The organism is Pseudarthrobacter sp. CCNWLW217, assembly GCF_037203985.1.
GTDB lineage: Bacteria > Actinomycetota > Actinomycetes > Actinomycetales > Micrococcaceae > Arthrobacter.
Genome location: NZ_JBBCBT010000006.1, coordinates 64665 through 77444 on the forward strand (window position 1 = coordinate 64665; position 12780 = coordinate 77444).

General features: G+C 66.4%; 14 protein-coding genes and 1 pseudogene. 9 read left to right on the forward strand and 6 right to left on the reverse strand.

Going from position 1 to position 12780, the window contains the following annotated elements:
• The first annotated feature begins 9 nt into the window (after positions 1–9).
• The 4 genes from V9L18_RS08800 (at position 10) to V9L18_RS08815 (ending at position 3219) form a co-directional block, all read left to right on the forward strand.
• On the forward strand, positions 10–978 hold the full coding sequence (locus tag V9L18_RS08800) for an aldo/keto reductase (protein WP_337346817.1): 969 nt from the start codon (positions 10–12) through the stop codon (positions 976–978).
• Positions 979–1139: 161 nt separating this feature from the next.
• Positions 1140–2003, forward strand: coding sequence for an HpcH/HpaI aldolase/citrate lyase family protein (locus V9L18_RS08805; RefSeq protein WP_337346818.1), 864 nt, complete (start codon positions 1140–1142; stop codon positions 2001–2003).
• A 27-nt stretch (positions 2004–2030) separates the two neighbouring features.
• Positions 2031–2972, forward strand: a complete 942-nt coding sequence (locus tag V9L18_RS08810) for a DUF2797 domain-containing protein (protein ID WP_337346819.1) — start codon at positions 2031–2033, stop codon at positions 2970–2972.
• A 22-nt stretch (positions 2973–2994) separates the two neighbouring features.
• Positions 2995–3219, forward strand: a complete 225-nt coding sequence (locus tag V9L18_RS08815; protein WP_337346820.1) for a DUF3188 domain-containing protein — start codon at positions 2995–2997, stop codon at positions 3217–3219.
• Here V9L18_RS08815 and V9L18_RS08820 read toward each other — a convergent pair.
• Positions 3207–4880, reverse strand: a complete 1674-nt coding sequence (locus tag V9L18_RS08820; protein WP_337346821.1) for a SulP family inorganic anion transporter — start codon at positions 4878–4880, stop codon at positions 3207–3209. The two genes, V9L18_RS08815 and V9L18_RS08820, sit on opposite strands and share 13 nt — an antisense overlap.
• Positions 4877–5257 carry an ArsR/SmtB family transcription factor gene (locus V9L18_RS08825; RefSeq protein WP_337346822.1) on the reverse strand — a complete coding sequence of 127 codons (381 nt, stop codon included), beginning with the start codon at positions 5255–5257 and terminating at the stop codon, positions 4877–4879. The genes V9L18_RS08820 and V9L18_RS08825 overlap by 4 nt, the downstream gene beginning before the upstream one ends.
• 134 nt (positions 5258–5391) lie before the next feature.
• Here V9L18_RS08825 and V9L18_RS08830 point away from each other — a divergent pair, with 134 nt between their 5' ends.
• The 4 genes and pseudogenes from V9L18_RS08830 (at position 5392) to V9L18_RS08845 (ending at position 8676) form a co-directional block, all read left to right on the forward strand.
• On the forward strand, positions 5392–5853 hold the full coding sequence (locus V9L18_RS08830) for an FAS1-like dehydratase domain-containing protein (protein ID WP_337346823.1): 462 nt from the start codon (positions 5392–5394) through the stop codon (positions 5851–5853).
• 2 nt (positions 5854–5855) lie between these two features.
• Positions 5856–6293 carry a MaoC family dehydratase gene (locus V9L18_RS08835; RefSeq protein WP_337346824.1) on the forward strand — a complete coding sequence of 146 codons (438 nt, stop codon included), beginning with the start codon at positions 5856–5858 and terminating at the stop codon, positions 6291–6293.
• Between the two features lie 14 nt (positions 6294–6307).
• A pseudogene (locus V9L18_RS08840) lies at positions 6308–7583 on the forward strand (MFS transporter).
• A 25-nt stretch (positions 7584–7608) separates the two neighbouring features.
• On the forward strand, positions 7609–8676 hold the full coding sequence (locus V9L18_RS08845) for a UDP-N-acetylmuramate dehydrogenase (RefSeq protein WP_337346825.1): 1068 nt from the start codon (positions 7609–7611) through the stop codon (positions 8674–8676).
• Here the strand turns inward: V9L18_RS08845 and V9L18_RS08850 are convergent.
• Positions 8657–9169, reverse strand: coding sequence for a hypothetical protein (locus V9L18_RS08850; RefSeq protein WP_337346826.1), 513 nt, complete (start codon positions 9167–9169; stop codon positions 8657–8659). The two genes, V9L18_RS08845 and V9L18_RS08850, sit on opposite strands and share 20 nt — an antisense overlap.
• A gap of 115 nt (positions 9170–9284) precedes the next feature.
• Here V9L18_RS08850 and V9L18_RS08855 point away from each other — a divergent pair, with 115 nt between their 5' ends.
• Complete coding sequence (locus V9L18_RS08855) at positions 9285–10391, forward strand: winged helix DNA-binding domain-containing protein (RefSeq protein WP_337346827.1); 1107 nt, start codon at positions 9285–9287, stop codon at positions 10389–10391.
• Positions 10392–10479: 88 nt separating this feature from the next.
• Here V9L18_RS08855 and asd read toward each other — a convergent pair whose 3' ends face one another.
• The 3 genes from asd to V9L18_RS08870 form a co-directional block, all read right to left on the reverse strand.
• On the reverse strand, positions 10480–11610 hold the full coding sequence (gene asd, locus V9L18_RS08860; protein WP_337346828.1) for an aspartate-semialdehyde dehydrogenase: 1131 nt from the start codon (positions 11608–11610) through the stop codon (positions 10480–10482).
• A gap of 141 nt (positions 11611–11751) precedes the next feature.
• Positions 11752–11997, reverse strand: coding sequence for a hypothetical protein (locus V9L18_RS08865; RefSeq protein ID WP_337346829.1), 246 nt, complete (start codon positions 11995–11997; stop codon positions 11752–11754).
• Between the two features lie 130 nt (positions 11998–12127).
• Positions 12128–12766, reverse strand: a complete 639-nt coding sequence (locus tag V9L18_RS08870) for a hypothetical protein (protein WP_337346830.1) — start codon at positions 12764–12766, stop codon at positions 12128–12130.
• Positions 12767–12780: the final 14 nt, after the last annotated feature.

Genomic DNA, 12780 nt, shown 5'->3' on the forward strand with positions numbered 1-12780 from the left:
AGTGAAGCAATGACTGAACACACCGTTCCATCGTCCGCGCAGGAACTCATCTATGGATGCATGGGCCTCGGCGGCAGCTGGTCCGACGAACCCCATGGGTCTGGTCATGTGGACGAGGCCGCTGCCGCCGTCGACGCAGCCCTTGCTGCCGGGATCACACTGTTCGACCACGCCGATATCTACCGCCGCGGGAAGTCCGAAGCCGTGTTCGGTGACGTCCTCGCGGCTACACCCGGCTTGCGTGACCGGATCCGGCTGCAGACCAAGTGCGGGATCCGGCTCAGCGAACGTGGGCTGCCCGGGCATTATGACCTCAGCAGGGAATCCATCCTGGAGAGGGTAGGCGCCAGCCTGAAGAGGCTACGGACGGACTTTGTGGACGTGCTCCTGCTGCACCGCCCCGATCCGCTGACGGACGTTGCGGAGGTGGCTGCCGCCGTCGGGCAGTTGCTGGCCGAAGGCAAGGTGCGTGCGCTTGGCGTGTCCAACATGTCCGGCGCGCAGATCCAGGCGTTGGAAGACCGGCTGGAAGTCCCCGTGGTGGCTAACCAGCTGGAGATGAGCCTGCTGAAGCGCGCCTGGTTGGAGAGTACCGTCCTGGTGAACCACGCGGAGCATCTGGACTACAGCTTCCCGCACGGGACGTTGGAGTACTGCACCAGAAGAGGCATCACCCTGCAGGCCTATGGTGCGCTGGCCCGCGGGCTGTACACCGGGGCGGGCCCGGAGGACCCCACAACGGCCGAGGCAGCCACCGCGGAACTCGTGGGGGAACTGGCACGGGAGCACAACACCACGGGGGAGGCGGTCCTGTTGGGCTGGCTCATGAAGCACCCAGCCGGGATCGCGCCTGTGATAGGCACCGTGAATCCGTCAAGGATCGCCGCCTGCGCGGACGCTGCCCGGGTTGCCGAAGCCATGACCCGCGCCGAGTGGTACGGGCTGTGGGTCACGGCGCGGGGCAGCAGCCTCCCCTAGCCCAACTATGTAGCAGCAGATGTCGTTTTGAGCCCCCAAAACGACATCAAGTGCTACCTAGTTGCTCCGGGCGCCAGTCATATCCGGTTTAGTTCGTATTGATCCTCACATGCCGGCCGTTTTCTGCGGCGAGCCGGTTGCCGGGCGGATACGGTAGATACATGACGTCTACCACCGCCACCGAGACCGTACGGCCTGAACGGCATATCCCCGCAGAGATCGCCCGTTCGTGGCTTCTCGTTAATGCCATGAAAACGGAACTCTTTGACCAATCGGCCATCTCGCGTGCCGACTCCATCATCCTCGACATCGAAGATGCCGTGGACCCGTCGCAGAAGGACCGCGCCCGTGGCCACGTGGTGGACTGGCTCTCCGGCGGCGGTAAGGCATGGGTTCGAATCAACGATGCCACCAGCCCTTTCTGGGCCGACGACCTCGCAGGCCTGCGCGGCACCCCGGGGCTCCTCGGCGTGATGCTCGCAAAGACCGAATCCGCGGACCAGGTCACCGAAAGCTTCCACCGGATGGACGGCAAGACGCCGGTCATTCCGCTGGTGGAGTCCGCCCTGGGTATCGAGGAAGCCAACAACATCGCCAAGGCACAGGGTGCTTTCCGGCTCGCCTTCGGTTCCGGTGACTTCCGCCGCGACACCGGCATGGCAGCTACCCAGGAAGCGATGGCCTACCCCCGCGCCAAGCTGGTGGTCGCCAGCCGCGTCGGCAACCTGCCCGGCCCCATTGACGGACCCACGGTGGGCACCAACCACCCCATCCTGCGCGAGCAGACCGCCATCACCGTCATGATGGGCATGACGGGCAAGCTCTGCCTCGCCATCGACCAGACAGCCATCATTAACGAGGTCATCAGCCCCACGCCGTCTGACGTCGCCTGGGCCACTGACTTTATGTCCGACTTCGAGGCCAACGGCCGCGTCATCCGGGACGGCTCGGACCTGCCCCGCCTGGGCCGCGCCGAGAAGATCATGAAGCTTGCGGTAGCCTTCGGCGTGCAGCCGGCGCTCTAGCCACAGCAGTCCGTGACAGGAGGCCCCGTGACCGATACCCGCTATCTGGTGCACGGGGTCTTTTGGGACGGGGAACCGGCTTCCCAGCAGGAGCACGACGGCGGCAGGCCGGTTCTGCGCCTCCAGCCGCCATACGGTGCCTTCAGGGAAGTCAGCCTCCACCCGGGTTCCAGGCTGGGCTTCCACGTGGCCGCCGGCGCCAGGTTCTGCCTGGGGCACTACAAGGTCCACTCGGTGTCCCGGCGCGACCACGTGCCGTGCCCGGCCAACGCTCCTGCGGCCAGGGGCAAGCAATGCGAGCGGTGCTTCGTGCTGGACGACTCCCGGCTCATCCATGACTTCCACCGTGGCGGCCGCGTCCCGGCGGGACTGCGGACTTACCTCATGCAGCAGCACTGGCTGTACGTTGCCACCTTCGCCAGCGGTGCCAGCAAAGTGGGCACGGCGTCCCATCTGAGGAAATGGAACCGGCTTGCCGAACAGGGCGCCGTGGCAGCCAGGTACGTGGCCAGGGCGCAGGACGGTCGGGTAGTAAGGATTCTCGAGGACCTGGTGTCGGCGGAAGCCGGACTCACCCAGCAGGTCCGTTCCGCGGCCAAGGAGGAGGCCCTCGTGCAGCCCCTGCCAGTGCCCCGCGTGGATGCCATCAACGCCCGCCACGCGGCCGCGGTCCGCACTCTGCTGGCCGGCGTCGCCGTCGAGGGTTTCAGCATTGTGGAGGAACAATGGGTGCGGCCGGCACAGGCAGCCGGCCTCTGCGCATCCACCGCCCGGCACGCCTACCCGCACGCGCTCGACGACGGCCGGCACGGCTTCGGTATCGCGGCGCTCAGCGGTACGAACGCCCTGGCCCGGCTGGACGGAACGGACGCTGCCTTCGTGGTGAACCTTGGCCGGCTGGCCGCCCGGACCATCGTCCTGGGAGACTTCGCCTCGGACGTGCCTGCCGTGCAGGAATCGTTGTTCTAAGCGTGCTCGGTAGACTTGGACGGTGCTGAACGAATTCTGGAACACCGCGCCCACCGCCTACAAGGTCATGGTCTTCACCGCTATGGGGCTGATCGGCGTCGGAATCGTCCTGAACCTGATCGGCAACACGTCCGGAAACCAGGGCCTGGCCACCGCCTCCCTGCCGCTGATCGGGCTCGGCCTCCTGTTGCATGTCGCCGGGATCGTGGTCCGCGGCCAGGCGATCCGGAAGAACTACAAGCGGTAGGCCGCGTTCCTGCGCACGTGGTCGCGGGCATGCGCCACTGCCGACGGGAGGTCTTCGAACAGGTGCTTGTGGTGCCGGAGCGAACGGATCACTCCAACATTGGTCACCAGGGCCAGATGGTCAGGTCGGACCCCCTTGAGCAAAACCGTGACGCCGCGCAGTTCCAAAGCAGAAATGACTTCGACTAGGGCGTGGGCGCCGGTGGCGTCGAGCATCCGCAGCTGGGAGAGCCTGACGATGGCCACCTGGGTGTCCTTCACCTGGCTGATCTCCTGGAGGATGCGTTCAGCGGCGCCGAAGAACATGGCGCCATCCAACCGGAAGATGGCAATATGCTCATCACCGTCGGTTGGTGGCCCTGAAATCTCCTCGCGCTGCACAGTGCTCAGCGATGCGAACTTCCGCAGTGTGAAGAGCGCAGCCGCGGCCAGGCCTATCTGGATCGCAACGATCAGGTCGAAAGCCACAGTGACGGTAGCCGTGAGCACAAAGACCGCCGCGTCCGGTCGCGTAGAGCGCAGGATTGCGGCAACGGTTCGCCGGGACACCATCCGCGCCGCGGTCACCATCAGGACCCCGCCCAGGGCTGCCAGCGGGATGCGGCTGACCATCCCGGACGCCAGGTAGACAATGCCCAACAGCACCACGGCGTGGACCGCAGCGGCCATCCGGGTTTTGGCTCCTGCCCTCACATTGACGGCAGTTCGTGCGATGGCTCCGGTAGCCGGCATGCCGCCGAACAGTCCCGCGGCGATGGAAGACAGGCCCTGGCCCGTAAGCTCCCGGTCCGGGCTATAGGCACCGCTTGGTGCGCCGTCCGGCCCCGTCATACCCGCGGCCACGCGGGCGGAGAGCAGGGATTCGATCGAGGCCAGGACCGCGATTGCCACCGCCGGCATGGCCAGGCTGCCCAGCGAGGCCGGATCAAAGCCAGGGAACGCGGGTGAGGGCAGGGAGTGCGGCAAGGGACCGATCCGCGGGATGTCCAACTGCAGGAGTTCGGCCGCCGTGGTCGCCAGGAGCACCGCGAGCAGGCTCGCCGGAAGGGCCCGGAACAGCTTCTGCACCAGGACCATCACGACGGCGACACCCGCCACGAGCGCGAGTGTCAGCAGGACAGTGGGCGCCACTGCCCCGGACGCCGCCTCGATCGCGGCCAGCAGGGTGTTGTGGCCAGGGATGCCGGATGTACCGGTGGCCAGCGGAACCTGCTGGAGGAAGATGATGGCGGCAATGCCCAGCGTGAAGCCTTCCACTACGGGCCATGGGATGAACGCCACTGCCCGCCCCAGGCCGCTGATTCCCAGTATGCAGACCAACAGTCCCGCCATAAGGGACAGCAGGGCCACGCTGCCGGTGCCATGGACGGCCACCACCGGGGCGAGGACCACGACCATGGCGCCGGTGGGCCCTGACACCTGGACCGGGGATCCGCCCATGACGGCAGCCACCAGTCCGGCCACGATCGCCGTGATGAGCCCGGCCTCGGCGCCAACCCCGGAGCTGACGCCGAACGCCAGCGCCAGCGGCAAAGCCACGATGCCCACGGTAATGCCCGCCAGCAGGTCCGCCCGCCAGAACTGCCGGATGCCGGTGTAGTCGGCCCGGGACGGCAGGAACCGGCTGAAGCCCCGGGAACCAAGGCGTAGGTGGTGGCTCACAGGGCGCTTCCCCCGGACAGGTGGCCATCCGGCAGCTGCTGTGCCAGCCGGAGTTGTTCGTTGGAGTCAGCGAGGCTGTCGAGCAGGAACGTGCGGGCGACAGCAAGCAGCTTCGAAATTCCCGGGTGCGCAAGGCGGTACGTCACGGCGTTGGCGGACCGCGCCGACGTCACCACCTTGTGCTTGCGCAGCGTGGCCAGATGCTGGGAGAGATGGGAGGCCTCCAGACCGGTCTCGGCAAGGAGGTAGCTCACTGCGGCTGTGTTCTCCGGAGCGGCGGCCAGCAGCTCCAGGATCCGGATCCGGGCCGGGTGGGCCAGTGCTTTGAACAGGTTGGCTTTGATCTCATAAAGCGGAGCCTGGGCGGGAGTCAACATGGGGAGGCTCCTTGTGTGGAGTAGCCGGCAATCCAAGGAACGAGGAATCGCAGCGACTTGATGAAATGATGAATCCATCATATCAGCGCGTCGCAAGACCCCGCCGGCTGCCGGGCAACGATAGGCTTGAACCCATGACCATCAATCCGGACCTGCAGGGCCGCAGCTACCCTGCCGCAGAGGTATACGACGTCGGCCGCGAGAAAATCCGCGAGTTCGCCCGCGCCGTCAAAGCCACGCACCCAGCCCACTTCGACGTCGACGCAGCCAAGGCCCTGGGCCACGCCGACCTGGTGGCCCCGCCGACGTTCGCGATCATCATCGCGCAGCGGGCCGACGCGCAGCTGATCGAGGATCCGGAGTCAGGGATTGATTTTTCCCGAGTGGTCCACGCCGACCAGCGCTTCACCCACCATCGCCCCATCTTCGCCGGCGACCGTCTGGTGGCGGAACTGCACGTTGACGGCGTCCGTGCCATGGGTGGCGGTGCCATGATCACCACCCGCCAGGAAATCTTCGCCCTCGCCGCAGACGAATCGCGTGAAAGCGTTGCCACCACCACCTCATCCATCCTCGTCCGCGGAGAGGGACAATAACCATGAGCCCCACCTTCAACGAACTTACGGCTGGCCAGGAAATCGGCAGCCGCACGGTCGAGGTCACCCGCACGGACCTGGTCAAGTACGCCGGCGCGTCCGGCGACTTCAACCCCATCCACTGGAACGAAGCGTTCGCCACCGGTGTGGAACTCCCCGGCGTCATCGCGCACGGCATGTTCACGATGGGTGCCGCGGTCCAGTTGGTGACCGACTGGGCAGGGGACCCCGCCGCCGTCGTCGACTTCCAGACCCGCTTCACCAAGCCGGTCCTGGTCGCGGATACCACTGGCACCGCTGAGCCCGGGGCCACCATCGAGGTCAGTGGCGCCATTGGAAAGCTCGACGCCGATGCCGGCACCGCCCGCATTGACCTCACCGTGGTCTCGGCCGGCCAGAAGGTACTGATGAAGGCCCAGGCCGTGGTCAGGCTCTCCTGAACCCCAAGGAGCCTCTGACCACCACGACTACAGCCGCCGAGGTCACCGCCTGGCGCAACGCCGTCGTGGTGGCCTACGCGGCCAGCGGCCTGGCCTTCGCGTCCTGGGTGTCGCGGCTTCCGGCAATCCGGGACGGACTCGACCTGACCCCAGGCAACATTGGCCTGCTCCTGCTCTGCATGACGTTGGGATCCTTCGTTTCGGTCTCCGCGTCCGGCCTGATTGTGCTCCGGCTCGGTTCCAAGCGGACCATCCGGACCGGAAGCATCATGGTGGGCTTTGGCCTGGTGATCGCAGGATTCGGGACGTCGGTGCTTGCCACCCCTGTCGCTGTGGCTGTGGGCCTGGCCATCATCGGCCTGGGCACCGCCAGCTGGAACACCGCCTCCAACGTTGAAGGGGCCGCGGTGGAACGTGCCGTGGGCCGGCACATCATGCCCCGGCTCCACGGTGCCTTCAGCCTGGGCACCGTGGCCGGTGCCGGACTCGGAGCCTGGGCTGCTGCCGCCTCGCTCCCGGTGTTCTGGCACCTGGCGGCGGCCGGCGTCGTGGTGGCTGTTTCGGTGACGACGGCGGCGGGATGGTTCCGCGCGGACGTTACCCCCGTGGCGGGGCAGCGGGCATATGTACCCGATAACTTCGAGGATCCGTCCACGGGGCCGATCCCGATCATCACGCCCGGTGGGACGCAGGCCGAGTCCGCCGAAGCCCCGTTGGACAACAAGCGCAGGATCGCCCAGGCCTGGCGGGACCGGCGCACCCTTCTCCTGGGCGTGATGGTCCTGGGACTGGCACTTGCCGAGGGCGCCGCGGGCGACTGGGTTGCCCTGGCCCTCGCGGACGGCCACGGCCAGACGGACGCCGCCGGCGCCGCAGGCTATGGTCTCTTCGTTACTTTCATGACCGTTGGGCGGTTCGCCGGCACCCTGGTCCTGGACCGCTTTGGCCGCGTCCCGGTGATGCGCTGGTGCGCGGCGCTGGCCGTATTTGGACTCGGGCTGTTTGTGTTCGCCCCGGTCCCATGGATTGCCTTTGTCGCCCTGGCCATCTGGGGGCTCGGCGCATCGCTGGGCTTCCCGGTGGGCATGTCCGCCGCCGCTGACGACCCCGCCAAGGCAGCCGCCCGGGTCTCGGTCGTTTCCACCATCGGCTACGGCGCGTTCCTGTGCGGGCCGCCGCTGCTGGGCCTGCTCGCCGAGCACGTGGGCATCCTGCACTCGCTGCTGGCCGTGATGGTCATGCTGGTTGGTGAGCTTCCTGCTCTCCCCGGTGGCCGGCAAAGTTCCGTAGGCATCGCCTGCGTTAGGGTTGATGGGTGACCCAGACAATGCTCTCCGCCCTGACCACGGCCGCCGTCGGAGGTCCCGCCGGCAAATTTGTTCAGGCCCGGACCGAGGCCGAGATCATCGACGCCGTCCGGACGGCAGACGCCGCCGGGGAGCAGGTCCTCATCATCGGGGGCGGCTCCAACCTCCTGATTTCCGACGACGGGTTCCCCGGAACCGTGGTCAGGATCGCTTCGGAGGGTTTCACCGTGAACGCCGAAGACTCCTGCGGCGGCGTCGCTGTGGTGGTGCAGGCCGGCCACAACTGGGACGCCCTCGTGGAACACGCTGTGCTGCACGCCTGGTCCGGGATCGAAGCCCTCGCCGGGATTCCCGGTGCCACCGGTGCCACGCCTGTCCAGAACGTGGGGGCCTATGGCTCGGACGTTTCACAGACCATCGCCGCCGTGCGGACCTGGGACCGGACCCGGAACGCTGTGCAGACGTTCACCAACTCGGAGCTGAAGTTCGGGTACCGCGATTCAATCTTCAAGCAGACCACCGTGGACGGGTCGCCCCGCTACGTGGTGCTGACGGTCGAGTTCCAGCTGCCGCTGGGCCGGATGAGCGCCCCCATCCGGTACGCCGAGCTTGCCCGTTCCCTGGGCGTGGAGCCCGGCAAACGTGCCTATGCCAACGAAGTCCGCCGGGAGGTGCTCCGGCTGCGCGCCTCCAAGGGTATGGTGCTGGACCCCGCAGACCGCGATACCTATTCCACAGGCTCGTTCTTTACCAACCCGATCGTCCCGGCGGACATGGCCGCACGGCTGCCCGATTCCGCGCCGCGGTACCCGGCCGGGTCCGACGGCCTGGTGAAATTGTCGGCGGCCTGGCTCATCGACCACGCGGGCTTTGGAAAAGGCTACGGGCTGGAGGAAGGCAGTGTGTCCGGCGGACGGGCCTCGCTGTCCACCAAGCACACGCTGGCCATCACCAACCGCGGCTCCGCCAGCGCCGCGGACATGGTGGCCGTCGCACGCGAGGTGCGGGCCGGCGTCGTCGAACGCTTTGGCATTGAGCTGCACCCCGAACCGCTGCTTATCGGTCTGTCGCTTTAGCCCCGGCCGCCCGCGCAGCGGCGTCGCGCTGGCCAGCCTCACTGTCAGCGCGCCGGACGTTCGCCGCCATGCCGAGCACGGCTGTGGCCCAGCCGGTCAGGGCGAGGTAGGGGCCCATAAACAGCCAGATCAGGAGCCCCGGGAGCGACGGATTTCCACCGCCGGCGAGGATGCAGGTTACGAGGCCGGTGACCGCAACGGCGTGGGACAGGATCCAGAGGATCTTTCCGCTGAGGGGGTGCTGCTTCCAGTCGCGGAGAATGCGGAGGGTACTGTGGCCCACGCGAATACCGGGAAACAGGACGGCGTAGCCGCCACCGAGGCTGAACGCCAAGGAGGACAGCAGCAGCGAAAGTTCTGATTCCCCGTTTGCCAGGAACCCGGTGACTGCAGGCAGTCCCACCGCCACACCGGCGAGGACCGAAACGGTCCCTCCCACCATCCATCCTTTTGTTTCGCGCGCGAACAACAGCCACAAACTCCCCAAAGTCATGGTTCTACCCTAGCGGCCACGCCGTAGGGCCGAGGACCCTTGCTGCCCGCCCTGGCGGCCCAGGCCCAGGTTTTCAACCATGTTGGGGAGTTCGTCAACAACCTAGGATGAGGTCATGGCAGGAACGGCATCGAAACGTGTAAGCCGCAAGCTCCTGGGCCGGCTCCGGCTGGCGTCCCAAGGACTGCTGGGGCCCGGCCTGGGCTCGGTCCCGGAGGCTGTCCGCTGGATGACGGCCTCCCAGGCCCAGGACTTTCAGGCGGCGCTGTGGGCTGTCGGCTGCCGTGTACCGGGCTCCGGACTGGCGGACGTCCGGGCAGCCCTGGACGAGGGCTCTGTGGTTCGTTCCTGGCCCATGCGGGGAACGCTTCACCTGGTGGCACCTGAGGATCTGCGCTGGATGCTGGGCCTCACCGCCGATCGGCTCACGCGCAGCATCGCCGGCAGGCACCGGGAGCTTGACATCACCTGGGCCGACATCGAGAAATGCCGCGACGTTGCCCTGGAGCGCGTCGCGGGAGGCGGTTCCCTGAGCAGGACTGAACTCTTCGCAGTGTTTGAGGCGGCCGGGCAGCCCACCACTGGCCAGCGGGGGATCCACATCCTGGGGACGCTGTGCCGCCACGGCTGGCTTGTGCAGGGTCCGCTGGCCGGAAACCAGCAGCTGCTGGTGGCTTTCGATGAGTGGATCCCGAAGTCTCGGGAGCTGGAGCGGCAGGAGGGAATCGCCGAGTTTGCGCTGCGCTATTTCCGCAGCCACGGTCCAGCCACCGTCCGTGACTTCGCATGGTGGACGCAGATCCCCCTGACTGACGTGCGGCCCGCGTTTGAGCAGGTTCGCGCGAAGCTGGTCGAGGTGGAATTCGGCGATACCAGCTACTGGATGTCACCGGAAACTGCGTCGCTGCTTGACGACGGCGTGCCTGGACAGCGGTCCGTCCTCCTGCTGCCCGGCTTTGACGAGTTTCTCCTGGGTTACCAGGACCGGAGCCTGGTCTTGGCGCCGGAGCACGCGAATAAGATCGTCCCGGGCGGCAACGGCGTGTTTAAGAAGACCATCGTGGCCGGGGGAGAGGTGATCGGCACGTGGGCTCGGGCCGGGACCAGCAGGAGCGCCGCCGTCGTACCTGAACTCTTTGACGAAACCCGGCCGCTCGGCGCCGGCGCGCAGGCCGCCTTCACGAGGGCCGCCGAAAGCTACGTCAGCTTCCTGGAGCACTGAAGCGCGCAGAGGACACGGAATCGGCCCGGGGACACCTGAATTCAGGCGTCCCCGGACCGATTGCGTGTCCTGGAAGGAAGCGGGCGGGCTACAGGTTCCCGGTGGCGATGTTGAGCATGCGGCGCAGCGGCTCGGCGGCACCCCAGAGCAGCTGGTCACCGACCGTGAAGGCGCTGATGTACTGCGGACCCATTTCCATCTTGCGGATGCGGCCCACGGGGATGTCCAGTGTTCCGGATGCAGCCACAGGGGTCAGGCTGGCCATGGAGGCTTCCTTGGTGTTCGGGATGACCTTGGCCCACTCGTTGTCCTCGGCCACGATCTTCTCGATCTCGGGCACGGAGAGGTCCTCGCGGAGCTTGAGGGTGAGCGCTTGGGAGTGGGATCGCATGGCACCGATCCGGATGCAGAGGCCGTCCATGATCACGCGGTTCTCTTCCGAGGTGCCCAGGATCTTGTTGGTCTCAACCCCGGCCTTCCACTCTTCCTTCGACTGTCCGTTGCCGAGGTCGGCATCGATCCAAGGGATCAGGGAGCCGGCCAGCGGCACGCCGAACTGTGTGGCGTCGATGTCGGTGCGCTGGTGGGCCAGGACCTTGCGGTCGATTTCCAGGATGGCCGACGCCGGGTCGTCCAGTTCCGAGCTGACCTCGGCGTTGAGCGTGCCGAACTGGCTCAGCAGTTCGCGCATGTGCCGGGCGCCGCCGCCGGAGGCAGCCTGGTAGGTCATGGACGTGCCCCATTCGACGAGGCCGTTCTTGAACAGCCCGCCGAGGCCCATCAGCATGCACGACACAGTGCAGTTGCCGCCGATGAAGTCCCTGGTGCCGTTGACCAGGCCCTTGTCGATGACGTCGCGGTTGATCGGGTCCAGCACGATGATGGAGTCGTCGTTCATCCGCAGGGTGGAAGCGGCGTCAATCCAGAGTCCGTCCCAGCCGCGGCCGCGCAGCTCGGTGTGCACGCGCTTGGTGTAGTCCCCGCCCTGGGCGGTGACAATAATGGGCAGCTTCGCCAGGGTCTCGACGTCAAACGCGTCCTCGAGCTTGCCGGCCCCATCAGCAAACGACGGGGCGGCACCTCCTGCGTTTGAGGTGGAGAAAAACACCGGGTTGATGTTGGCGAAGTCGCCCTCATCCTGCATGCGCTGCATCAGGACGGAACCGACCATGCCACGCCAACCGACAAGTCCAACGGACGGGGTAGCTGCTGTAGTCATTCGTACAGTTTAGACTTCGGAACCGGCAGGGCGCAGTCGGTTACGTCACGCCCTGGCCACGTTCAGCCGCAACGTACGACGGCGGCACTCGCCAGGCCGCAAGGCCATCGGCTGTGTCAGGTCTGCCGTTCACGTTCCCGGTCACAGAGCGGGGTCCGCAGGGGCTTTGGATTGTTCCCGCAACCAGCGCCGGCGCCGACCCGCGATGATGAAGGCCCAGACGGCACCGGCTAAGGTCAGCGCCGCGACGATAGCCGCATAGACGGACAAGCCGGGCTCACCAGCAGCCGCGAACGCCCCATAGACCATCATCCCGGCCATGGCTATCAGGAAGATGCCGACTCCCGTGATCAAGCCGGGGCTCTGCACAGGCGTTATGGCAGCCATGGAGTACCCTTCCGGGACTCCGCCCGGACCGTATTGCTCCTCGTATTGGCGCACATTGAAGCGGTTTGGATCATATGGCGTACCGTCGGGTCGACGGAAGACTTTACGGTCAGGTTTCACAACGATGTTCCTATCCGAGGAGTTGTTCGTTCAAGAGACTTTCAACTTCCGCCAGGCTCAATGTCCCGCCCAGTGGCACGGCGCGTTCATCACCACGGCTGACTGCGGCTTCCCAACGGTCCCCGGATGCGCGGAGAATGACGTTCCGGGCCGAGGAGCCATCAACGGTCGATGAAAGAACCACCTTTGCATTCGTGGCTTGGGAGCAGTGCTCGGCGGCAAGCTGTGCCAAAGTCCCCGCGACACCGTGGCTGGCCATCTGGACCTGGGCAAACCAGCCGCCCAGCCCCCGTGGCTGGAGGAATGCCGCTAAGTCCGGAGCGTGAATGAAGACCGCCGCCTGGGGTGCGTCATCCGAAAGGAATGAGGCGCTGGTCCAGCGCGTGGCATTCCCCAGGGCATAGGCTATGGCCAGTGCCAGTCCTGTAGGAACCAGTTCGTCGCCCTCGACTTTGAGCTGTTGCCGCGCGAGCAGCGATGACGTTCCCGCAACACGCAAGTCGTCGCTGCTCGAGGGCCACTGCAGCATCAGTGCGTCGGCGGATTTCCTCGTGCTCGCTGTGTCATAACATCCGAGTAGGTACAACAACTCGGCAATCCCATAGCCAGCTGGCGAAAGGCCGGTGCCCTCGATGGTCTCAGCACTCATGTTTAATATCTCCT

Excerpts from the sequence above, each read along its gene's own strand:
- V9L18_RS08825 (WP_337346822.1), bottom strand. The coding sequence starts at position 5,257 with ATGTTGACTCCCGCCCAGGCTCCGCTTTATGAGATCAAAGCCAACCTG.
- V9L18_RS08805 (WP_337346818.1), top strand. The coding sequence starts at position 1,140 with ATGACGTCTACCACCGCCACCGAGACCGTACGGCCTGAACGGCATATC.
- V9L18_RS08870 (WP_337346830.1), bottom strand. The coding sequence starts at position 12,766 with ATGAGTGCTGAGACCATCGAGGGCACCGGCCTTTCGCCAGCTGGCTAT.
- V9L18_RS08850 (WP_337346826.1), bottom strand. The coding sequence starts at position 9,169 with ATGACTTTGGGGAGTTTGTGGCTGTTGTTCGCGCGCGAAACAAAAGGA.
- V9L18_RS08855 (WP_337346827.1), top strand. The coding sequence starts at position 9,285 with ATGGCAGGAACGGCATCGAAACGTGTAAGCCGCAAGCTCCTGGGCCGG.
- V9L18_RS08835 (WP_337346824.1), top strand. The coding sequence starts at position 5,856 with ATGAGCCCCACCTTCAACGAACTTACGGCTGGCCAGGAAATCGGCAGC.
- V9L18_RS08800 (WP_337346817.1), top strand. The coding sequence starts at position 10 with ATGACTGAACACACCGTTCCATCGTCCGCGCAGGAACTCATCTATGGA.
- V9L18_RS08830 (WP_337346823.1), top strand. The coding sequence starts at position 5,392 with ATGACCATCAATCCGGACCTGCAGGGCCGCAGCTACCCTGCCGCAGAG.
- V9L18_RS08865 (WP_337346829.1), bottom strand. The coding sequence starts at position 11,997 with ATGGCTGCCATAACGCCTGTGCAGAGCCCCGGCTTGATCACGGGAGTC.
- asd (WP_337346828.1), bottom strand. The coding sequence starts at position 11,610 with ATGACTACAGCAGCTACCCCGTCCGTTGGACTTGTCGGTTGGCGTGGC.